Genomic DNA, 21,054 nt, shown 5'->3' with positions numbered 1-21,054 from the left:
GGCCGCCTCGCAATTCACCCCGCCGCGTCCGCGGTTCGCGTTCGCTTGACTGCGGTTGCCGCTCGCCGCAGCCCTGGTCTGCACCCCCTTCTCCCGACACAGTAATAAGAACTTCTCGTGACTGTCACGGCACGGTCACGCGCGACTGGCGCAATACGGGCACCGCAACTCGACGCGTGAGCCATGGACCCCAAAACGTCCGCGACTTCCCTGTTCCGCCAGACCGGCCCGAGCGTCGACCCTGTCGCGTTCCGCCCGGAACCCAACCCTAGCCACGGCTTGCCGTTGCCTGTGCCGTCGCTGCCGCTCGACGCACAAGCCGGCCATCACGACGACGACCACGCTGAACCACACCGCTATCGCACCATCTGGCTGTCCGACATCCACCTCGGCTCAAGCGGTTGTCAGGCGCCGTATCTCCTCGACTTCCTGCGTCACAACGAGTCGGAATACCTGTACCTCGTGGGCGACATCATCGACGGCTGGCAGTTGAAAAAAGGCTGGTACTGGCCGCAGGCGCACAACGACGTCGTGCAGAAGGTGCTGCGCAAAGCACGCAAAGGCACCCAGGTCATCTACGTGCCGGGCAATCATGACGAAGCCGCGCGACAGTTCTGCGACCTCGCTTTCGGCGACATCCACGTGCGCGGCGAAGCCTTCCACACGACGCTCGCCGGCAAGCGCCTGTGGATCGTGCACGGCGATCTGTTCGACGGCGTGATCCAGCACGCGAAGTGGCTCGCCTATCTCGGCGACACGCTCTACACGATGATCCTGATCCTGAACCGCTGGTTCAACCGGATCCGCAGCCGACTCGGCTTTCCGTACTGGTCGCTGTCGCAATACCTGAAGCATCAGGTGAAGAACGCAGTGAATTTCATTTCGTCCTTCGAGCGCGTGATGACCGACGAAGCACGCCGCCGCGGTTGCGACGGCGTGGTCTGCGGGCACATCCACAAAGCCGAAATCCGCGACATCGACGGCGTGCTGTATTGCAACGACGGCGATTGGGTCGAAAGCCTGTCGGCACTCGTCGAGACGTATGAAGGCGAACTCAAGGTGATCTACTGGACCGTGATGCGCGCACCGGAAGTCGGCGTGCAAAAGGCCCGGGCGACCGCGTAGTCCCTCTCCACTTCTATTGGGCCGAAACCGATGAAGATCATGATCGTCACCGATGCATGGGAACCGCAGGTCAATGGCGTCGTGCGCACGCTGAAGAACACCACGCGCGAACTCACCACGCTCGGCCACCAGGTCGATCTGCTGACGCCGCTCGAATTCAAGACGATTCCGTGCCCGACCTATCCGGAGATTCGCCTGTCGCTGCTGCCGCGTCGCAAGCTCCATCAACGCATTGACGAATTCGCGCCCGACGCGCTGCACATCGCCACCGAAGGCCCACTCGGCATGGCCGCACGCTCCTATGCGATCAAGCACAAGCTGCCGTTCACGACCGCTTATCACACGCGCTTTCCCGAATACGTGCAGGCGCGTTTCGGCATTCCGATCGCGGCCACCTACAAGTTTCTGCACTGGTTCCACAAGCCGTCTCTGGCGGTGATGGCGCCCACGCCCGTGGTCAAGGCTGACCTCGAAAAATTCGGCTTCACCAACGTGGTGTTGTGGACTCGCGGCGTCGACCTCGACATCTTTCACCAGATGGACTCGAAGGTTCTCAACACCGCGCGGCCGATCTTTCTGTACGTGGGACGTGTAGCCGTCGAGAAGAACGTCGAGGCGTTTCTCAAGCTCGATCTGCCCGGCTCGAAGTGGGTGGCCGGCGAAGGCCCGGCGCTCGCCGAACTGAAATCGCGCTATCCGCAAGCGAATTACCTGGGCGTGCTGACGCAAGCCGAACTGGCCAAGGTCTACGCGGCCGCCGACGTATTCGTGTTCCCGAGCCGCACCGATACCTTCGGACTCGTGCTGCTCGAAGCGCTGGCCTGCGGCACGCCGGTCGCGGCGTATCCGGTGACCGGCCCGATCGACGTGCTCGGCGACGGCGGCGCGGGCGCCATGCATGAGGACTTGCGCGAGGCTTGCCTCGAAGCGCTGAAGATCGAGCGCAGCCATGCGCGCGCGTGGGCCGAACGCTTCTCGTGGGCAGCCGCGTCCGAGCAGTTCGCGGCGCACCTGAAGCCGCTGCCGCGCACGTCGTATAGCGAGGAAAGCGCCGCCGCGTGAAGCGACGCGCCGAGCCGTTTATGCGAACCCGAAACTCCACCGCCGCACGCGCGTCGAAAGGCGCGCTGCGCGCTGTCGACACCGAAGCCGCCGGCATCGAACCGTTCGACGATGTGAGCGAGCACGGCATGCCGAATCATGTCGATCACGCGAATGGTTTTCACGGCATGAACGGTGCAAGCCTTGGGGGTCTCTCGAACCCCGAGAGCGAGCCGCACAACGAACCGCTCAGCCCCGACGATCCATTCGCGCCGCTCCCCTTCAATCCGTACAAGGGCAATCGCGGCGTGACCCGCGCGTGGCACGCGATGAAAAATTCGCTGGCCGGGTTTCGCGTGGCGATCCGCGAGGAAAGCGCGTTTCGCCAGGAGCTCACGCTCGCCGCAATTCTGATTCCGTGCGGCGTGCTGGTGCCCGTCGATCCCGTGTCGCGCGTGTTGCTGCTCGGCTCGGTACTGCTGGTGCTGATCGTCGAATTGCTGAATTCGAGCGTCGAGGCGGCCATCGACCGGATTTCGCTTGAGCGCCACGAGTTGTCGCGCCGTGCCAAGGACCTCGGCAGCGCTGCGGTCATGGTCGCGCTCGGCATGTGCGTGATGACGTGGGGACTGATCGTCGGGCCGCTCCTCGTGCATTGGGTCAAAGCGTGGTTCTGAGCGCGGCTATGGAATTCACCCCGAAGCACCGCCTGACGCCCTTTCCCGGCGTCCCAAAGAATGAAAACCCTGAGTATCCGTTTGGTATAAGAACGGTCGGTTTATAATCGTCCGACAGTCTTACGGGAAACCGCTGAGGCGCTCAATCAAAATACCAACCACGTCCGGGTGGATCACGCTAGAGCGGCAAGCCGCCACGCGCCCAGCCCGGCGTAACCAGGGCCGGACGACATGGAAGCCAAACCTCCCCGCCGCACCCGCGAACGGATACTCGAACTATCGTTGAAGCTGTTCAACGAGATCGGCGAGCCGAACGTCACGACGACGACGATCGCCGAGGAAATGGAAATCAGTCCAGGCAACCTGTACTACCACTTCCGCAACAAAGACGACATCATCAACAGCATTTTCAGCCAGTTCGAGCAGGAGATCGAAAAGCGTCTGCGCTTTCCCGACGACCACCGCGCGACGATCGACGAGATGTGGTCGTACCTGCAGTACATGGTCGATTTCACCTGGCGCTATCGTTTCCTGTATCGCGACCTGAACGATCTGCTGGCGCGCAACCGCACGCTCGAGACGCACTTCAAGCAGATCATCAGCCACAAGGTGCGCTTTGCAAGCCAGTTCTGCGAGCAACTCGTGGCCGACGGCGAAATGGTCGCCACGCCCGAAGAACTGCACGTGATCGCCACCAACGTCGGCGTAATCGGCACGTACTGGCTGTCGTATCAGTTCGTGATGAATCCGCGCAAGTACAACGAGCAGGAAACGATTCGCGCGGAACTGCATCAGGTGAGCGTGCAGATCGTCTCGCTCATGGCGCCTTATCTGCGCGGCCGCTCGCGGCAGATTTTCGACGACCTCGTCTCGGGCAAGCTGCCCAAGCGCGAGTTCTATGACTACCTGCCGCCGAAAGAAGGCGCCGCGCCCCGCAACGAACCGAAGGACGTTTGAGTATGAAGTCGGTGTGTGTGTATTGCGGCTCCTCCGACGGAGCCAGACCGTTGTACGCCAAAGCCGCGCGTGCTTTCGGCCGCGCACTGGTGCAGGCCGATCTCGCGCTGGTCTATGGCGGCGGCAAGGTCGGCCTGATGGGCGTGATCGCCGATACCGTGATGGCCGAAGGCGGCCGCGCAATCGGCGTGATTCCGGAGTTGCTGGTCAACAAGGAAGTCGGCCATAACGGGCTGACCGAGCTGCATGTGGTGCCTGACATGCATCATCGCAAGAAGATGATGGCCGACCTGTCCGACGCATTCGTCGCGATGCCTGGCGGCGCGGGCACGCTCGAAGAGCTGTTCGAGGTCTATACGTGGGCGCAGCTCGGCTATCACCAGAAGCCGGTGGCACTGCTGAATATCGACGGTTTCTACGATCCGCTGATCGCACTCCTCAAGCACACGGTAGACGAAGGTTTCATGCGGCAGACCTATTTCGACATCCTGCAAAGGGATGCCGATCCGGTCGCGCTGATCGACAAGCTGCAACGCTATAAACCGCCTGCCAGCGACAAATGGGCCGTCAAACGCGACGCCGTTTGATCACCGATTGATCGCCGCCAGGCGCGCTTCTTCAACTGCCTGAACGAACACCCGCCGCACGCTCCCGCGGCCCCCGCCCGAACGATGAGGTTGCAATGACGAAAGCCGTTCTGATCACCGGTGGCAGCCGCGGCATTGGCCGTGCGACCGCGCGTTTGCTGGGCGCGCGCGGCTGGTCGGTCGGCGTGAATTACGCGCGGAATCTCGCGGCCGCGCAGGACACCGCTGCTGAAGTGGAACGCGCCGGCGGCCAGGCGTTGCCGATTGCCGGCGACGTCGCCAGTGAAGCCGACGTGATCGCGATGTTCGACGCGCTCCTGCAAAAGTTCGGCCGGCTCGATGCGCTCGTCAACAATGCCGGGATCGTTGCGCCTTCGAGCCAGCTCGCGGATATGGACCTCGCGCGCCTGAAACGCATGTTCGACGTCAATGTGCTCGGCGCGTATCTGTGCGCACGCGAAGCCGCGCGCCGGATGTCGACAACTCGTGGCGGCGCGGGTGGTGTGATCGTGAACATCTCGTCGGCGGCCTCGCGTTTGGGTTCGCCGAACGAATACGTCGACTATGCCGGCTCGAAGGGCGCCGTCGACACCATGACGATCGGCCTCGCCAAGGAACTCGGCCCGCAGGGCGTGCGCGTGAACGCGGTGCGCCCCGGCCTGATCGATACCGAAATCCACGCCAGCGGCGGCAAGCCCGAGCGCGCCGCCCAGCTCGGCGCGACCACGCCGTTGGGCCGCCCCGGCAGCGCCGACGAAGTCGCCGAGTCGATCGTCTGGTTGCTGAGCGATGCCGCCTCGTACGTGACGGGCGCACTGCTCGACGTCGCCGGCGGACGCTGAATACCGCTCTTCTGTTCCCGCGGCCGGCAGCTTCGCACGGCCGCCTTCTCCTTTCCCGACCCCGATTCCCGTCAATTTGACGAGGAATCGGCGCAATCTGTTCGGCTGACCGCGATATTCCGTGCTTTTTCTGTAATCGGCCGTAATAAACTCGGACTACAATCGCAGCGTTCGCATGCAACCGCATGCGAACGCATAGCCAAAGCATAAGTCCGCGGCCCACGTCGCCGCGTACGGCGATCAGAGATTCCAATGTACGAAAAGCCATCCGCGCCCTGGCGCGCGGGGAAGGTCGCGATTGCGACGCCAGCGCCGGCCGGCCCCGCCGACGGCGCACCGGACACGCATCCCGGCTCGGCACACGTTGCCGAATCCGGCGCCGCCTGGCCATCCGACCATACTGCGGCGGCCGAAGCCGCAGCGCCCGCAAGGCCCGCCGGCCCTGCCGGCCCCACGGAACCCATCGCTCCGGGTCCCGCTTCGCGCGGCGCCCGGCGCTTGCGCGCGCTCACGGCGGCCCGTCCGTTGATGTGGCTGGCCGCGCTGGCGATCCTGTGCGCGTGGCTCCTGCCTGGCACCTTGGGCCATGAGCCATGGAAGCAGGACGAGACCTACACGTTCGGGATCATCCAGCACATGCTCGACACCGGCGATCTGGTCGTGCCGACCAACGCCGGCCAGCCCTTCGTCGAAAAGCCGCCGATCTACGACTGGGTCGCCGCCGGCCTCGCGTGGATGTTCGGCCGCTACCTGCCTTTGCATGACGCCGCACGCCTCGCGAGCGCGCTCTTCGCCGGACTGACCGTCTACTACACCGCACGCGTCGCCCGCCGCGCGGTGGCCGCCTCGAGCTGGCTCGATATCCGTGTGATCGGCACGCTGGCCTTGTTCGCGAGCACGCTCGTCATCATCAAGCACGTGCACGACATGATGACCGACGTCGCGCTGATGGCCGGCGCCGCGATCGGCTTTTGCGGACTATTCGAACTCGTCCTCGTGCATCTGCGCGACGACGCGCGCCTGCTAAGGGGCGATGCACGCCGCCGGCGTCACGCGATTCTGAGCGGCGCGGCGATGTTCGGTGCGGGCGTGGGCCTGTCGTTGCTGGCCAAGGGCCTGTTCGTGCCGCTCGTGTTTGGCGCCACCACCGTCGCAGTGCTGGTGCTGTATCCCGCCTGCCGCACCCGCAGCTTTGCAGGAGCGCTCGGTATCGCCGCGCTGATCTGCGCGCCCTTCGCGCTGATCTGGCCGATCTGTTTCTATCTGCGCTCCGAAGCGCTCTTCAAGGTCTGGCTGTGGGACAACAACATCGGCCGCTTCTTCGGCTTTTCGGTGGCGGAGCTCGGCTCTGAAAACGAAAGCCGTCTGTTCGTGCTGCGCACCGTGCTGAGCGTCGGCTTTCCGGTCGTACCGCTTGCATTGGCCGCGCTCGCCGGCGGCGGATGGCGCCGCTGGCGCGATCCGCGTGTCGCTCTCCCGGTGATTTTCGCGGGCACCGGTTTCGCCGTACTGCAAAGCTCGGCAACGGTGCGCGAACTGTACATCCTGCCGTTCATCGCGCCGCTCGCCCTGGTGGCGATGCAAGGTATCGAAAAGCTGCCGCGGCGTCTTCACGCAGGCTGGGACATGGCAAGCCGCGTGCTGTTCGGCAGCACGGCCGCGCTCGCGTGGATCATCTGGTCGATCATGAGCGATCCGGCCAACACGCATGCGTCGCTGCACCGGCTCGGCCGCTGGTTGCCGCTCGACTGGGTGCTGCCGGTCAAGCCAGGGCTGATCGCGGCCGCGCTGCTGATGACACTCGGCTGGCTGTGGCTCCTGCCACTCTTCAAATACACCGGCAAATGGCGCGGTGTGCTGAGCTGGTGTGCGGGCGCGATTCTCGCGTGGGGATTGGTGAGCACGCTGCTGCTGCCGTGGCTCGACTACGCGAAGAGCTACCGCTCCGTGTTCGAAAACCTCGGCGCCAGGATGAATATCGAATGGAACGATGGGGATTGCATGGCCAGCAAGGGGCTCGGCGAATCCGAAGCGCCGATGTTGTACTACTACACCGGCATCGAGCATCAGCCGACCGCGAACACCGCGGCGACCGAGTGCACGTGGCTAATCGAACAGAGCCGCCGTGACAATGCGCGCGCTCCGGCAGGCGATTGGCGGCTGTTCTGGTCGGGTGCGCGCCCAGGCGACACCGACGAGCTGTTGCGGGTATTCGTGCGGACGCCGGCAACGCCCGCGCGCGGCGAGTAGCACGTGGCGTGCAGATTGCACCTGCCTGCGCCTGCACGTTGCCGTTACGCCTAGAACGACGAGCCGGGTTCTTTCAGGAAAGCCGTTTCTTCATCCGTCGACTGGCGCCCAAGCAGCGCATTGCGATGGGGAAAGCGTCCGAAACGCTCGATGATTCTGGCGTGCCTGACCGCGGAGGAATAGTAGGACGCACCGCCCGGTTCCGCCTTCAACTGTTTGAACAGGCGCAACGATTCGTGCTGGCTGGCAAGCGTTTCGTCGTGCTCGAACGGTAGATACGCGAACGCGCGGTGATGCGCGGTCGGCAACAAGAGATCGGCGCCGCTGGCAATTATCTGTTGCGCGATGCGCAACGCCTGATGATCGCCAGCGAAAGCGCGCGGCGTATTGCGGTGGCAATTGCGGGAAAACTGATCCAGCACGATGACGAGCGCCAACGCGCCGAGCGGAGTCTCTGTCCAGCTATCGAGTGACCCTGTGCGCGCAGCATCGATAAGTGCCCCGAAACGTTCCAGCAGCAGCGCATCGAAGGCGGCGTCGCGGGAGAACCAGAGCTTGCGCGCCTCACCGAAGGTGGGCGAATGCGGGGCGCCGAACCAGCAATCCAGGACCGCGCGCGCCTCTGCTGCTTCCGGCTCCGCTAGCCGCTCAACCATTGCGATTGCGCATCCAGTCCGCAGTCTCGAAGAACGACGCCAGCAAGCGCTCCCTCAACGCCTCGGAAAGCCCAACGTCTTCCATCGCCCACGCCATGCAGCGAAGCCACTGATCCCGCTCGCTGGACGCGATCGGAAACGGCATATGTCGGGCCCGCAACCGCGGATGACCGAAGCGGCTGATGTAATGATCGGGACCGCCCATCCATCCGCACAGGAACCAGAAGAACTTGTCGCGCGAGCCATCAAGTGACTCGGGATGCAAAGCGCGAATCCCGGCGAATTCCGCTTCGAGATCCATCAAGTCATAAAACCGGTCGACCAGTTCGCGCACGCGCGCTTCACCGCCCACCAGTTCGAAGGCCGTCGGCTGTGCCGCGGACACTTCGTCGTTAAGATCGCTCATACCCAATCACAAAAACAGGAAAGAAAAATTACGCATCTCGCAGCGATTGCAAGGCCGGCCGCGCCAGCACGTGCCGCAAGCTGAGCCAGCCACCCACGCCCGCGCAGGCGATGCCGGCTGCGATACCCGCCGGCAACAACCACGGATCGAACGCCAGATAAAACTCGAACACACGCGTCGCCAGTTGCCAGCCGATCACCTGCGCACCGAGCGCCGCCATCAACCCCGCCAGCGCGCCAACCGCCACGAACTCGGCGACCTGCACCGCACGCACCTGGCGATGCGAGGCCCCCAGCGCGCGCAGCAGCGCGGATTCTCGCATACGCTCATCGCGGGTGCCGGCAAGCGCTGCGTAGAGCACCAGCACGCCGGCTGCGAGCGTGAACGTGAACAGGAACTGCACCGCGCCGATCACCTGCTGCAGGACGCGCTGCACCTGCGCCAGAATCGGACCGGTGTCGATTGCCGTGAGGTTCGGGTAGGCGGCGATCAGCCCGTCGATGGTCGATTGCTTGTCGGGCGGTAAATGGAAGCTCGTGATGAACGTCGCCGGAAAATCCTGCAAGGCCGCCGGTGGCATCAGCACGAAAAAGTTGACCTTGAACGAGCCCCAGTCGAGCTTGCGCACGCTCGTCACCGGCGCATCGATCTGCAGACCCGTCACGTCGAAGCGCAGGGTATCGCCGGGCTTCACGTTGATCAGCTTCGCGAGCCCCTGCTCGATCGAAATCTGCGGTGTCTTCGTGTCGCCATACCACGTGCCGGCTGAGAGGCGGTTGTCGTCGGGCAGCTCGGTCGTGTACGACAGATTGAATTCGCGGTCGACGAGACGCTTTGCGTCGTCGCCCTTGAATGAATCCGGATTGACAGGCTTGCCGTTGATCGCAAGCAGCCGGCCGCGCACCATCGGCGCGAGCACTGTGCCGGGCACGCCGTGCGTGCCCAGATATTGCGTGACGGCTTCGCGCTGGTCGGGCTGGATGTCGATGACGAATTCGTTCGGCGCATCAGGCGGCGTCGATTTGCGCCAGCCGGCCACAAGGTCGTTGTGCGTCATCGCGATCAGCAACAGGCACATCAGACCGATGCCGAGCGCGGTGATCTGCAACGCGCTGGCGCCGCTGCGCCGCTCCAGCGACGCCAGCGCGTAACGCCAGCCGATTCCGGCATTCACGCGCTCGCTGCGCACGACACGCGACGCACCCCACAACGCCAGCCGAGCGATGCACGCGAACACCAGCAGTCCGCCGGCGAAGCCGCCCGCTACAATGCCGCCGAGCTTCAACTCGCCCGCCGCGACGATCAGGAGCGCGGCGAACAGCACAATGCCAAGCGCGTAAGCGGCCCAGGCAGTGCGCCCCGCTTCGCCCCATTCGCGGCGCAGCACGCGCACCGGCGGCACGCGCGTCAACGGCAACAGCGGCGGCAACGCGAACCCGAGCAACAACACGAGACCGGCTGCGATACCTTCGAGCGCTGGCCATGCGGTTGGATACGGCAGCACGACGTCGATCAGACTGCCGAGCCACGTCAGCAACGCCATATGCCCCAGGTAACCGAGCGCCACGCCGAGCGCGCCACCGATCAAACCCAGCCCCACGAATTCAAGCGTGAACAGCGTGCGCAGTGTGGCTTGACTGACGCCAAGACAACGCATCGCCGCGCAGCCGTCCAGATGCCGGCGCATATACCGGTGCGCGGCCATGGCGATCGCCACCGCCGCGAGCAACGCGGTGAGCAGCGAGACCAGCGTGAGGAAGTGGCTCGCGCGGTCGAGCGTCTGACGCACCTGCGGCTGACCGTCCTGCAACGACTCAAGCGCAACGCCGCGCATCTTGCCGCCGTCCACCTTGTCGTGTGCGAATTGCGCGAAGCGCGCCACCGACGCATCCGAACCCGCCACCAGCAAGCGGTAAGTCACGCGACTGCCGAAGGTGATGAGGCCGGTCGACTGGACATCGTCGGCACGCAGCATCAAACGCGGCGAAAAATTGACGAACGAGAAGCCACGATCGAGTTCGCGGGTAATCATCGCGCCGATCGTGAAGCTGCGGGACCCGACCTTCACCGCATCGCCGACATGCAGCTTCAGCGCGTCGAGCAATGCCTGATCGACCCATACCGTGCCAGGTGCCGGAATCGATTGGGTGGGATGGTCCGCTGCGCCCGGCGCTGGAGCAATCCGCAACGCGCCGCGCAGCGGATAACCCGGCGACACCGCCTTGATAGCGGCCAGCCGCGAGACCGGCTGCGCGCCGGTCGAGTTGATCATGCTGGGAAAGATCGCCGTGCTCGCGGTGTTCAGACCGAGCGCGCCGGCTTGCTGCGCGAACTGCGGATCGACCGGATGATCGGCGCGGACGATGAAATCAGCGGCGATCATGCGCCGTGCATCGCGCTCGAGTCCCTGATGCAAACGGTCAGCCAGAAAGCCGACACTCGACAGCGCCGCGACGGCCAGCACCAGCGCCAGCAGCAGCATCGTCAGTTCGCCGGCGCGCCAGTCGCGCGCCGTCATGCGGATAGCCTGGCGCAACAGATCCATACTGCCCAACCGGCGCGCTGCCTTGGCGCGCGCCGTTACCCCGAGTCCCGTATCGCTCAATCGTGCCTGCTCCTGGCAAAGCGCGACACCATGTGCGTCGCCATCCCGCGAAAACCGCCCTGCACCCCGCGCCACAGCCGCGGCAACGCCCAGGCGGCCAGCATCAGGAAGCCCACCATCAAGACCAGGAACAGAAGGGGTACGAACAGTGCGAGCAGCATGCCGCCGAACACGAGACCGTCTTCAGCGGTCGAGGTCACGACATTCGACACCGGTTCCGGCGACAGATTGATCAGCGCGCGCGTGCCCGCTTTGGCCAGATGCGCGGTGCCCGCCAGCGTGCCGCCTGCGAGCGCGGCGACCGTCAGCAGCGCAGGATCGGCATGGCCGAGCGCACCAGCCGCCAGCACGGCGCCGGCGGGAATGCGGATAAAGGTATGGATCGCGTCCCATAAGGAATCGAACGCGGGGATTTTGTCGGCGAGAAATTCGGTGACCGTCAGTACACCGGCGACACCGATTACCCACGGCGAAGACAGCGCGGACAGCGTATCGGGAAGATGGATGAAGCCGAGACGTGCGAACACGCCGGCCAGCAGGACTGTCAGATAGAGGCGCAGACCGCTGCCCCATGAGAGGCCCGCAGCGAGCGAAAGTGATTCAAGCATGGCCGCCTCCAGGCGCGCTGTGCGTGCCGGGCGCTTCGACGGGCATTGGAAAGGGAGCCGCCGCACCGAAGTCGTCAGACCCGCGCCAAGCCGGCCGCGCCAAATAGGCCGCGGGCAAATTCAGGTTGGATTCGATCTCATTATAGCCACGTTAATTCGCAGAACGCAGAGCGACTAACAAATGGCGGACTCTAATGGCAGGTGGTTGGCGCACTGTTTGAGCGCATGCGGACACGATATTCGGGTCCGCCAACAGGGCTCAATGCCCGGACGACAGCTTCAATCCGATCAATCCGATCACGATCAGCGCCGCGCTCGCCACCCGCGCGACCGTCACGGCCTCGCCCATCATGACAATGCCGAAGATGAATGCGCCGACCGCGCCGATCCCCGTCCACACGGCGTAGGCCGTGCCGAGCGGCAACTGGCGCATCGCCATGGCGAGCAGAACGAAGCTGCCGAGGGCGGTCACGATCGTGAACACGGACGGCCAGAGCCGGGTGAAACCTTCGGAGGTTTTGAGACCGGCCGCCCATGCGACTTCAAGCAAACCGGCAATCAACAGAAGAATCCAGGACATGAGACAGCTCCATGGTCAGATGGGGCCGTCCCCGTTTGTAGCAGTGCGCAAGGTCGTCCTTACGAACTGTAATTATATCAAAATAGCGTGCCACCTTGCTGCGGCGACGAGCCGCAAAGGCGCGCAACGGCGCGGCGGACCCCTCGGGCAGGCTCAAACCGCGCCCACCAGCCGGTATCCCACGCCGGTTTCCGTGACGATATGCTCCGGCTGCGCCGGGTCGCGTTCGAGTTTCCCGCGCAAGTGCGCCATATAGATACGCAGATAGTGATGGCTCTCCACATGCGACGGCCCCCACACGTCGCGCAGCAATTGCCGGTGCGTCAGCACGCGGCCGGCGTGGCGCACCAGTGTCGCGAGCAGGCGGTATTCGATCGGCGTGAGATGGACGGCCACGCCGTCGCGGCTCACCTGACGCAAGGCCAGATCGACCGTCACCGCGCCGAAGCGCACCAGCGGCGATTCATTGGCGCCGCCCTGATTGCGGCGCCGCATATGCGCGCGGATCCGCGCCAGCAGTTCGGAGACGCCGAACGGCTTGGTGAGGTAATCGTCCGCACCGGCATCGAGCGCGGCAACTTTCTCGGTTTCCTGGGTGCGGGCCGACAGCACGATGACCGGCAGCTCGCTCCAGCCACGCAGTTCGCGAATCACGTCGAGACCGTCGGTGTCGGGCAGGCCGAGATCGACGATGACGAGATCAGGCTTGCGCGTTGCGGCTTCGACGAGACCTTGTTTGCCGGTCTCGGCGTCGTGCACAACGATGCCCTCGCCTTCCAGCGCGGTTCGCACGAAGCGGCGAATCTGCTTTTCGTCTTCAATCAGGACGACTGTGATGCTCGGGTCACTCATGGCTAGGCTTGGAACGCGGGTTAAGAGTTGAGTCGAGGTCCGGCAAGGCATCGGCGCCTTCGTCTTCCAGCGCATCCGGTGCTTCGGGCGGCGTTTCCACCGGCAGCGTGAACCAGAAGCGCGCGCCTTCGACGCGGCCGTCCGCGGACATCCGATTGAGCGCGCCGATTGTACCGCCGTGCGCTTCCACGATTGCGCGGCAGATCGCGAGGCCGAGGCCGATGCCCGGCTTGGCCGACTCTTTCTCGCCGCGCGTAAATTTCTCGAACACACGCGCTTCCATGCCGGCCGGCAGACCCGGTCCGTTATCGTCGACGGCGACGCGTACGAACGACTTGCCGTCCGCGTCGAGACGTTGCGCGCCGATCGTCAGGGGCGTGTCCGGTGGTGTGTACTTGGCAGCGTTCTCGAACAGGTTCGAGAAGAGCCGCTCCATCAGCACCGCATCAAGGTGCAGCAGCGGCAAATCCGCGGGCAGCTTCACCTGTACGGGATGATTGGCCAGCACGCGCTTGCAGGCCCGCAACGCGGCGCCCACCGTTTCTTCGAGGAGCGTCCACTGCTGATTCAATTGCAGGCTGCCGGCCTGCAAGCGCGCCATGTCGAGCAGATTGGTGACGATGCCGGTCATGCGTAGCGCTTCTTCGTGAATGGCTTCGACGAGATCGTCGCCCGGCTGCGTACCGGGATGCGCCTCGCGCGATTGCGCCAGCATCGACGAGAAGCCGACGATCGTCGTCAACGGCGTACGCAGGTCGTGCGAAATCGCCGAGAGGAGCGAATTGCGCAAGCGCTCCGATTCCATATTGACGAGTGCATCGCGTGCGATGTCGACGTAGTGCACACGCTCGAGAGCCAGCGCGATTTGCGCGGCGAACGCGTCGAGCATGCGTTGCTGCTCGGGCACGTCCAGCTCGCGCTCGTCGCGCATCACGACCGCAAGCACGCCCCGTGTGCGCATCGGCGCCTTCAGCGGCAGATACAGCGCGGCGGCGGCCGGCAGCGTATCGGTGCCTTGCCCGGCAGGCTTCTGCTGGTCGTAGACCCATTGGCCGACGTCGATATCGAGCATCTCGCCTTCGAGCGTGATCGTCGCGTCGGGGTCCTCGATCTTCTGTTTCACCTGATCGGCGCTGTCCGGCAACAGAATCGCGACGCGCGCGCCGAACACTTCGCTCACATGCCGGCTGCCGATGCCCACGATCTGCTCCATGGTGAGCGCCGCCGCCAGCTCACGCGCCATCGCATACATTGCGCCGGTGCGTTGCTCCCGACGCCGCGCAACACTCGCCTCGCGGCGCAAGCTCGACGTGAGATGGCTGATGACGAGCGACGTCAGCAGCATGCCGAAGAAGGTCAGCAGGTACTGCGTATCGGACACCGACAGCGACATGCGCGGCGGCACGAAGAAGAAATCGAATGCCGCCACGCTCATGAACGACAGCACGACGCCCGGCCCGCGTCCCAGCTTCACGGCGGTGAAGATCACGCCGAGCAGGTACAGCATGACGAGGTTGGTCAGATCGATATGATCGATCAACTGGCTCGACAGCAGCGTAATGGCCGCGCAAATCGCCAGCGCGAAACCATAAGCGCGCGGCGGCGAACGGCGTTCGCGCGCCGTGCTCAGCGCCTCGCGCCACGCGTTGGCGGTGGTGTTCAGTAAGTGGCGATGTTCAGCGGCATCACGTTCCGACGACGCGCGAATCAGCGTGAGATCGAGATCGCCCGCGCGTTCGGCGATGCGCTCACCGAGCGGCCGGCGCAGCCAGCGCTTGAGACCGGTGCGCGCCGACGCGCCGGCCACCAGCTTCGAGACGTTGCGAGCCTGCGCGTAACCGATCAGCGCGGCGACCGCATCGGTGCCGGCGAGCGTCGCGGTTTCGGCGCCGAGTTCGGCGGCGAGCTTCAAGGCGTTCAGCGTGCGTTCGCGGCGCGCGTCGGGCAAGCGCTGCAGCGCGGGCGTTTCCACATAGACGGCGATCCAGTCGGCCTTCAGGCTGGCGGCGAGACGCGCCGCCGCGCGCACCAGCATCGGTGCTTCCGGGCCGGGGCCGACGCACACCAGCAAGCGCTCGCGCGCCTGCCAGATCCGCTGGATCGAACGATCGGCGCGATATTCCCGCATCTGCGCATCGACGCGATCGGCGGTACGGCGCAATGCCAGCTCGCGCAACGCGATCAGGTTGCCCTTGCGAAAGAAGTTGCGCACCGCGCGCTCGGCCTGCTGCGGCAAATACACCTTGCCGTCGCGCATCCGGTCGAGCAGTTCCTCGGCGGGCAGGTCGACCAGCGTGACTTCGTCCGCGCGATCGAACACGCGGTCGGGCACCGTCTCCCAGACGCGGATGCCGGTGATCTGGCCGACCACGTCGTTCAGGCTTTCGAGGTGCTGGACGTTGACCGTGGTGTAGACGTCGATGCCTGCGTCGAGCAGTTCGTAGACGTCCTGCCAGCGCTTCAGATGCCGCGCGCCCTGCACATTCGAATGCGCGAGTTCATCGACGAGAATCAGTTGCGGCTTGCGGGCGAGCGCGGCGTCGAGATCGAACTCGCCGAGCTTGCGGCCGCGATACTCGATATGCGCGAGCGGCAGCACGTCGAGGCCTTCGAGCAGCGCAGCGGTTTCGCTACGACCATGCGTTTCGGCGATGCCGACCACCACGTCCGCGCCTTCATCGGCACGGCGCCGCGCGGCCTGCAACATCGCATAGGTTTTGCCGACGCCTGCCGACGCGCCGAAGAAAATCTTCAGTCTGCCCCGCTGACGCTTTTCTTCGTCGCGTTGCAGTTTGTCGAGTAGTTCGTCAGGATCGGGGCGGTTCATGCTCAATGGTTTTCATAGTAAGGCGAGCGATAGTGCATGCATGGTGGCACGGCAGCGGCCGCGCCGCAAATGGCGAAGGCGGCCCCGCATGGACGCCGCCTCCTCGAATCATAGCCATCAACAGCGCTTGCTAGCGCTCAACCTTGTTTCATCTCATCGAGCGCCAGATTCAGTTGCAGCACGTTCACGCGCGGTTCACCGAAAATGCCGAACTGGCGGCCGCTCGTATAACGATCGACCAGTGCCTGCACATCGTTGGCGGCGAGCTTACGCGCTTTGGCGACGCGTTCGATCTGATACGCGGCGGCCGCCGGGCTGATCTCAGGATCGAGACCACTGCCCGAGGACGTCACCAGGTCGACCGGCACCGGCTGCGACATATCCGTGCCGGCAGCCTTCAACGCGTCGATGCGGCCTTTGACTTCATCGAGCAACGCCGGGTTGGTCGGGCCGAGGTTCGAACCGCCCGAGCCTTGCGGGTTGTACGGCATCGGGCTGGTGGCCGACAGACGGCCCCAGAAGTATTGCGGCGCATCGAATTGCTGGCCGATCAACTTCGAGCCGACCACCTTGCCGTTCTGCTCGAGCATGCTGCCGTTGGCCTGATTGTTGAAGGCCGCCTGACCGACCGCGGTCATCACGGCGGGATAAGCGAGGCCGGTGACGGCGGTCAGCACCGCGAAGATCACGATTAACGGACGGAACAGATTTTTCATGATGAGTAATTCCTCTTAAACAGCCGCTGCTCAGACCCAGCCGAACGCGGCCAGCACCATATCGATCAGCTTGATGCCGATGAACGGCACGATGATCCCGCCCAAACCATAGATCAGCAGATTGCGGCGCAACAGGATCGCCGCGCCCAGCGCGCGATAACGCACGCCCTTGAGCGCCAGCGGAATCAGCAGCACGATGATCAGCGCGTTGAAAATCACCGCGGACATGATCGCCGAAGCCGGCGTGGCCAGATGCATCACGTTCAGCGCGTTCAGTGCCGGATAAGTGGTCGCGAACGCAGCCGGGATGATCGCGAAGTACTTCGCCACGTCGTTCGCAATCGAGAACGTGGTGAGCGAGCCGCGCGTCATCAGCATCTGCTTGCCGATCTCGACGATCTCGATCAGCTTGGTCGGATTCGAATCGAGGTCGACCATGTTGCCGGCTTCTTTCGCTGCCTGCGTGCCGGTGTTCATCGCCACCGCGACGTCAGCCTGCGCGAGCGCCGGAGCGTCGTTGGTACCGTCGCCGGTCATCGCCACCAGACGGCCTTCGGCCTGATGCGAACGGATCGTGGCAAGCTTGGCTTCCGGCGTGGCTTCGGCGAGGAAATCGTCGACGCCTGCTTCTGCTGCGATCGCTGCTGCGGTCAGGCGGTTGTCGCCGGTCACCATGATGGTCTTGATACCCATCTTGCGCAGTTCGGCGAAGCGCTCCTTGATACCACCCTTCACCACGTCCTTCAGCTCGATCACGCCGAGCACGCGGGCGCCCTGCTCGCCTTTCTCGGCGACCACCAGCGGCGTGCTGCCGCGACGTGCGACTTCGGCCACTGCCGTGCTGACTTCGTTCGGGAAACGGCCGCCATTTGCTTCGACGTAGTTCTTCACTGCGTCGGCCGCGCCCTTACGGATTTCACGACCCGGCAGATCGACACCGCTCATCCGCGTTTGCGCGGTGAAGGCGAGGAATTCAGCGTGAAGCGAGGCCATATCGCGCTGACGGATATTGAAGCGTTGTTTGGCCAGCACGACGATGCTGCGGCCTTCCGGCGTTTCGTCAGCGAGCGACGAAAGCTGGGCAGCATCTGCCAGCGCTTCTTCGGTCAAGCCCGGCGCCGGCACGAACTGCGATGCCTGGCGGTTACCGAGCGTGATCGTGCCGGTCTTGTCGAGCAGCAACACGTCGACGTCACCTGCGGCTTCAACAGCACGGCCCGAGGTGGCGATCACGTTGGCCTGCATCATGCGGCTCATACCGGCCACACCGATCGCCGACAACAGTCCGCCGATGGTGGTCGGAATCAGACACACCAGCAGCGCGACCAGCGCGGTAATCGTGACCACGTGACCGGCTTTTGCAGCTTCGACGGAGAACATCGAGAACGGCAGCAGCGTGGCGGTCGCCAGCAACATCACGATGGTCAGCGCGACCAACAGAATCGTCAGCGCGATTTCGTTCGGCGTTTTCTGACGCTTGGCGCCTTCGACCATCGCGATCATGCGGTCAAGGAAGGCTTCGCCCGGATTCGCCGTGACACGCACGACGATCCAGTCCGACAGCACGCGCGTGCCGCCCGTCACCGACGAAAAGTCGCCGCCCGACTCGCGGATCACCGGTGCGGATTCACCCGTGATCGCCGATTCGTCAACCGACGCAACACCGTCGATCACTTCGCCGTCAGCCGGAATCACGTCGCCGGTTTCGACCAGCACAACGTCGCCTTTACGCAGATCGGACGCCGTCAGAATGCGGATCGGCGACTTCGGATGCGGCTCGTTGAGCTTCTTGGCCATCACGTCTTTCTTCGCGCTGCGCAGCGACGCTGCCTGGGCCTTGGAACGGCCTTCGGCAAGCGCTTCCGCGAAGTTCGCGAACAGCACCGTGAACCACAGCCACAAGGTGACCGCGAGAATGAAGCCCGCGGGCGCCTCCGCCTGACCGCCGAGCGCGGCGATCCACAAAATGGTCGTCAGAATACTGCCGACGTACACGCAGAACATCACCGGGTTACGGAACTGCGTGCGCGGCGTGAGCTTCTTGAAGGAGTCCACGATCGCCGGGCGCAGCAGCGCCGGGTCGAACATGGACCTGGTTGCATTATGTTCAGTCATTGAATCCTCGAATTTCCCGTTTGCGCCTGTTCACTCGTTGGTCGCTGGTGTCATGTCAACGGGCCGCCTCAATGGGCGCCCATCATCATCAGATGTTCGACACCAGGTCCGAGCGCAAGCGCAGGCACATAAGTCAGCGCACCGACCAGCAGCACCGTGCCCAGCAGCAGCACGACGAACAGCGGGCCATGAGTCGGCAGCGTGCCGCCGGTCACACCGATGCGCTTCTTCGAAGCCAGCGAACCGGCAATCGCCAGCACCGGAATGATCGTGCCGAAGCGGCCGAACCACATCGCGATGGCCGTGAGCCAGTTGTAGAACGGCGTGCTCACCGTCAGGCCTGCGAAGGCGCTACCGTTGTTATTCGCGGCCGAGCTGAACGCGTAGAGGATTTCGGAAAAGCCGTGCGCACCGGGGTTAGCGATGCCCGCTTTACCCGCATCAGTCAGTACCGCGATCGACGTGCCCACCAGCACCAGCAGCGGCGTGAGCAGCACCACGATCGACACCATCTTCATCTCGTACGCTTCGATCTTCTTGCCGACGTATTCAGGCGTACGACCGATCATCAGGCCTGCCACGAACACGGCCAGCAGTGCGAACACGAGCATGCCGTACATACCGGAACCCACGCCGCCGAAGATCACTTCGCCGAGTTGCATCAGCAGCATCGGGTAGAGGCCGCCGATCGGCGTCAGCGAGTCGTGCGTGTTGGCTACAGCGCCGCACGAAGCCGCCGTTGTGGCGACCGTGAAGATGCCCGACTGCGCGATACCGAAGCGCGTTTCCTTGCCTTCCGCATTACCGCCCGACTGCATCGCATTCGCCGATTGATCGACGTGCAACGCGGTCAACGCCGGATTACCCGATTGTTCCGCGCCGATTTCGCCGAACACGCATACGCCGAAAGCGATCGTCATCGCCGCGAGCACGGCCACGCCCTGCTTGCGGTCCATGATCATCCGGCCGAATACGAGCGCCAATGCCGCAGGAATGATCAGGATCGAGAAGATCTGCACGAAGTTCGAGAACGGCGTCGGGTTTTCGTACGGATGCGCCGAGTTGCCGTTAAAGAAACCACCACCATTGGTGCCGAGCATCTTGATCGCTTCCTGCGACGCAACCGGGCCCATCGCGATGGTCTGCGTCTTCACCGGCGTATCGACCGTCACCGGATTGCCCTTGGCGTCCTTCAGCGGATTGCCTTGTGCATCGAGCTTCGGGGCGGCGTACGTGGTGGTTTGCAACGTCGGCACGTCCTGATACGACTTGAAGTTCTGGATCACACCCTGGCTCATCAGCAACGCAGCGATGATCGCCGACATCGGCAGCAACACATAGAGCGTCACACGCGTCAGGTCGACCCAGAAGTTGCCGATGGTTTTCGCGGTGTGACGCGCGAAGCCGCGAATCAGCGCGATCACCACCACAATGCCGGTGGCGGCCGAGAAGAAGTTCTGGACGGTGAAGCCGAGCATCTGCGCGAGATAGCCAACGGTCTGCTCAGGCGTGTAATCCTGCCAGTTCGTGTTGGTCACGAAGCTGACCGCTGTATTGAACGCGCCGTCGACCGTCATCGGGCCGAACTGCTGCGGGTTGCCCGGCAACCAGCCTTGTACGCGCAGCAACACGTAAAGAAACAGCGTGCCGAGCGCGTTGAACGCGATCGTGGCGATGGCGTAGTGCTTCCAGCTCATCTCCGTCGACGGATCGACACCCGCGATGCGATACAGCAGACGTTCGATAGGACCGCCGAAACGGACCACGCGCGAGCTGCCATCCATCACATTGCTCAGATAGCGGGCCATCGGCACCGCGGCTGCCAGCAGCACGACGATGAAAAAGCCCGCTTGCAGGACATTGTTCGAGTTCATTCAATGTCCTCCGCGCGCAACAGCGCATAGACCAGGTACATAAACAGCAGCGCGGTAGCCGCACCGGACAACCAGAGAATCCAGGTCATGAGCGAGCTCCCTGGCCACGCCGGAACTGCATCAACTTCTCGCAGCCGGCAATCAACGCAAAGGTCAGCGCGAAAAACAGCACCATCCCCCCGACATACAGCACATCCATTTTTATTCCCCATTCACGGACTTTGGATAGGTGCAACGTTATGCCGATCCGCGTAAAGGGCTGGTCAAAGATCTGAGATGGGATGTAAAAATCGCGTAAACGGAAAAGGCCGTTCCATCGTGGGATGGAACGGCCTT

At 63.9% G+C, this 21,054-nt stretch carries 19 protein-coding genes; 7 read left to right on the top strand and 12 right to left on the bottom strand.

From position 1 onward, the window contains the following. Positions 1-183: 183 nt before the first annotated feature. From FSO04_RS21555 to FSO04_RS21525, 7 genes are all read left to right on the top strand, one after another. Complete coding sequence (locus tag FSO04_RS21555) at positions 184-1,125, top strand: UDP-2,3-diacylglucosamine diphosphatase (RefSeq protein ID WP_154562269.1); 942 nt, start codon at positions 184-186, stop codon at positions 1,123-1,125. A 30-nt stretch (positions 1,126-1,155) separates the two neighbouring features. Next, complete coding sequence (locus FSO04_RS21550; RefSeq protein ID WP_154562267.1) at positions 1,156-2,187, top strand: glycosyltransferase family 4 protein; 1,032 nt, start codon at positions 1,156-1,158, stop codon at positions 2,185-2,187. A gap of 20 nt (positions 2,188-2,207) precedes the next feature. Further along, the gene (locus tag FSO04_RS21545) at positions 2,208-2,843 is read left to right on the top strand and encodes a diacylglycerol kinase (RefSeq protein ID WP_154562265.1); all 636 of its coding nucleotides are present in this window, start codon (positions 2,208-2,210) and stop codon (positions 2,841-2,843) included. Positions 2,844-3,074: 231 nt separating this feature from the next. After that, positions 3,075-3,800, top strand: coding sequence for a TetR/AcrR family transcriptional regulator (locus FSO04_RS21540; protein WP_054034977.1), 726 nt, complete (start codon positions 3,075-3,077; stop codon positions 3,798-3,800). Between the two features lie 2 nt (positions 3,801-3,802). Further along, the gene (locus FSO04_RS21535; RefSeq protein WP_154562263.1) at positions 3,803-4,387 is read left to right on the top strand and encodes an LOG family protein; all 585 of its coding nucleotides are present in this window, start codon (positions 3,803-3,805) and stop codon (positions 4,385-4,387) included. A gap of 95 nt (positions 4,388-4,482) precedes the next feature. Further along, complete coding sequence (locus tag FSO04_RS21530) at positions 4,483-5,229, top strand: SDR family oxidoreductase (RefSeq protein WP_154562261.1); 747 nt, start codon at positions 4,483-4,485, stop codon at positions 5,227-5,229. A gap of 252 nt (positions 5,230-5,481) precedes the next feature. Beyond that, a complete protein-coding gene (locus FSO04_RS21525; protein ID WP_154562259.1) occupies positions 5,482-7,479 on the top strand; it encodes an ArnT family glycosyltransferase in 1,998 nt (665 codons plus the stop codon). A gap of 50 nt (positions 7,480-7,529) precedes the next feature. Here the strand turns inward: FSO04_RS21525 and FSO04_RS21520 are convergent, their stop codons facing one another. The 12 genes from FSO04_RS21520 to FSO04_RS21465 all read right to left on the bottom strand — a co-directional run bounded on the left by FSO04_RS21520 (position 7,530) and on the right by FSO04_RS21465 (position 20,917). Next, the gene (locus FSO04_RS21520) at positions 7,530-8,135 is read right to left on the bottom strand and encodes a DUF924 family protein (RefSeq protein WP_154562257.1); all 606 of its coding nucleotides are present in this window, start codon (positions 8,133-8,135) and stop codon (positions 7,530-7,532) included. After that, a complete protein-coding gene (locus FSO04_RS21515) occupies positions 8,128-8,541 on the bottom strand; it encodes a group II truncated hemoglobin (protein ID WP_154562255.1) in 414 nt (137 codons plus the stop codon). Before FSO04_RS21515 ends, FSO04_RS21520 begins: the two co-directional genes overlap by 8 nt. A 28-nt stretch (positions 8,542-8,569) precedes the next feature. Beyond that, positions 8,570-11,086 carry an ABC transporter permease gene (locus FSO04_RS21510; protein ID WP_372342726.1) on the bottom strand — a complete coding sequence of 839 codons (2,517 nt, stop codon included), beginning with the start codon at positions 11,084-11,086 and terminating at the stop codon, positions 8,570-8,572. Positions 11,087-11,142: 56 nt separating this feature from the next. Beyond that, positions 11,143-11,754: a DUF4126 domain-containing protein gene (locus FSO04_RS21505; protein ID WP_054034982.1), complete on the bottom strand. Its 612-nt coding sequence runs from the start codon at positions 11,752-11,754 to the stop codon at positions 11,143-11,145. 259 nt (positions 11,755-12,013) lie between these two features. Further along, positions 12,014-12,334 (bottom strand): quaternary ammonium compound efflux SMR transporter SugE, encoded by a 321-nt coding sequence (sugE, locus tag FSO04_RS21500; RefSeq protein WP_154562253.1) that lies wholly within the window; start codon positions 12,332-12,334, stop codon positions 12,014-12,016. A 153-nt stretch (positions 12,335-12,487) separates the two neighbouring features. After that, the gene (gene kdpE / locus FSO04_RS21495; RefSeq protein WP_063495267.1) at positions 12,488-13,186 is read right to left on the bottom strand and encodes a two-component system response regulator KdpE; all 699 of its coding nucleotides are present in this window, start codon (positions 13,184-13,186) and stop codon (positions 12,488-12,490) included. Next, positions 13,179-16,013 (bottom strand): DUF4118 domain-containing protein, encoded by a 2,835-nt coding sequence (locus FSO04_RS21490; protein ID WP_154562251.1) that lies wholly within the window; start codon positions 16,011-16,013, stop codon positions 13,179-13,181. The genes kdpE and FSO04_RS21490 overlap by 8 nt, the downstream gene beginning before the upstream one ends. 137 nt (positions 16,014-16,150) lie before the next feature. Then, positions 16,151-16,729, bottom strand: a complete 579-nt coding sequence (gene kdpC / locus FSO04_RS21485) for a potassium-transporting ATPase subunit KdpC (RefSeq protein ID WP_154562249.1) — start codon at positions 16,727-16,729, stop codon at positions 16,151-16,153. Positions 16,730-16,759: 30 nt separating this feature from the next. Next, complete coding sequence (gene kdpB, locus FSO04_RS21480; RefSeq protein WP_154562247.1) at positions 16,760-18,844, bottom strand: potassium-transporting ATPase subunit KdpB; 2,085 nt, start codon at positions 18,842-18,844, stop codon at positions 16,760-16,762. A 68-nt stretch (positions 18,845-18,912) separates the two neighbouring features. Then, positions 18,913-20,718, bottom strand: a complete 1,806-nt coding sequence (gene kdpA, locus FSO04_RS21475; RefSeq protein WP_154562245.1) for a potassium-transporting ATPase subunit KdpA — start codon at positions 20,716-20,718, stop codon at positions 18,913-18,915. Next, positions 20,715-20,807, bottom strand: a complete 93-nt coding sequence (gene kdpF, locus FSO04_RS21470) for a K(+)-transporting ATPase subunit F (protein ID WP_154562243.1) — start codon at positions 20,805-20,807, stop codon at positions 20,715-20,717. The genes kdpA and kdpF overlap by 4 nt, the downstream gene beginning before the upstream one ends. Beyond that, the gene (locus FSO04_RS21465) at positions 20,804-20,917 is read right to left on the bottom strand and encodes a hypothetical protein (RefSeq protein ID WP_054035137.1); all 114 of its coding nucleotides are present in this window, start codon (positions 20,915-20,917) and stop codon (positions 20,804-20,806) included. Before FSO04_RS21465 ends, kdpF begins: the two co-directional genes overlap by 4 nt. Between the last annotated feature and the right edge of the window lie 137 nt (positions 20,918-21,054).

The organism is Paraburkholderia madseniana (genome assembly GCF_009690905.1).
Lineage (GTDB): Bacteria > Pseudomonadota > Gammaproteobacteria > Burkholderiales > Burkholderiaceae > Paraburkholderia > Paraburkholderia madseniana.
The sequence above is the reverse complement of the archived record's forward strand: the minus strand, read 5'-3'. Positions and strand labels throughout refer to the sequence as shown.

Bases quoted from the DNA above. Each gene is read 5' to 3' on its own strand.
- FSO04_RS21555 (WP_154562269.1), top strand. From the start codon at position 184: ATGGACCCCAAAACGTCCGCGACTTCCCTGTTCCGCCAGACCGGCCCG.
- FSO04_RS21550 (WP_154562267.1), top strand. From the start codon at position 1,156: ATGAAGATCATGATCGTCACCGATGCATGGGAACCGCAGGTCAATGGC.
- FSO04_RS21545 (WP_154562265.1), top strand. From the start codon at position 2,208: ATGCGAACCCGAAACTCCACCGCCGCACGCGCGTCGAAAGGCGCGCTG.
- FSO04_RS21540 (WP_054034977.1), top strand. From the start codon at position 3,075: ATGGAAGCCAAACCTCCCCGCCGCACCCGCGAACGGATACTCGAACTA.
- FSO04_RS21535 (WP_154562263.1), top strand. From the start codon at position 3,803: ATGAAGTCGGTGTGTGTGTATTGCGGCTCCTCCGACGGAGCCAGACCG.
- FSO04_RS21530 (WP_154562261.1), top strand. From the start codon at position 4,483: ATGACGAAAGCCGTTCTGATCACCGGTGGCAGCCGCGGCATTGGCCGT.
- FSO04_RS21525 (WP_154562259.1), top strand. From the start codon at position 5,482: ATGTACGAAAAGCCATCCGCGCCCTGGCGCGCGGGGAAGGTCGCGATT.
- FSO04_RS21520 (WP_154562257.1), bottom strand. From the start codon at position 8,135: ATGGTTGAGCGGCTAGCGGAGCCGGAAGCAGCAGAGGCGCGCGCGGTC.
- FSO04_RS21515 (WP_154562255.1), bottom strand. From the start codon at position 8,541: ATGAGCGATCTTAACGACGAAGTGTCCGCGGCACAGCCGACGGCCTTC.
- FSO04_RS21510 (WP_372342726.1), bottom strand. From the start codon at position 11,086: ATGGATCTGTTGCGCCAGGCTATCCGCATGACGGCGCGCGACTGGCGC.
- FSO04_RS21505 (WP_054034982.1), bottom strand. From the start codon at position 11,754: ATGCTTGAATCACTTTCGCTCGCTGCGGGCCTCTCATGGGGCAGCGGT.
- sugE (WP_154562253.1), bottom strand. From the start codon at position 12,334: ATGTCCTGGATTCTTCTGTTGATTGCCGGTTTGCTTGAAGTCGCATGG.
- kdpE (WP_063495267.1), bottom strand. From the start codon at position 13,186: ATGAGTGACCCGAGCATCACAGTCGTCCTGATTGAAGACGAAAAGCAG.
- FSO04_RS21490 (WP_154562251.1), bottom strand. From the start codon at position 16,013: ATGAACCGCCCCGATCCTGACGAACTACTCGACAAACTGCAACGCGAC.
- kdpC (WP_154562249.1), bottom strand. From the start codon at position 16,729: ATGAAAAATCTGTTCCGTCCGTTAATCGTGATCTTCGCGGTGCTGACC.
- kdpB (WP_154562247.1), bottom strand. From the start codon at position 18,844: ATGACTGAACATAATGCAACCAGGTCCATGTTCGACCCGGCGCTGCTG.
- kdpA (WP_154562245.1), bottom strand. From the start codon at position 20,718: ATGAACTCGAACAATGTCCTGCAAGCGGGCTTTTTCATCGTCGTGCTG.
- kdpF (WP_154562243.1), bottom strand. From the start codon at position 20,807: ATGACCTGGATTCTCTGGTTGTCCGGTGCGGCTACCGCGCTGCTGTTT.
- FSO04_RS21465 (WP_054035137.1), bottom strand. From the start codon at position 20,917: ATGGATGTGCTGTATGTCGGGGGGATGGTGCTGTTTTTCGCGCTGACC.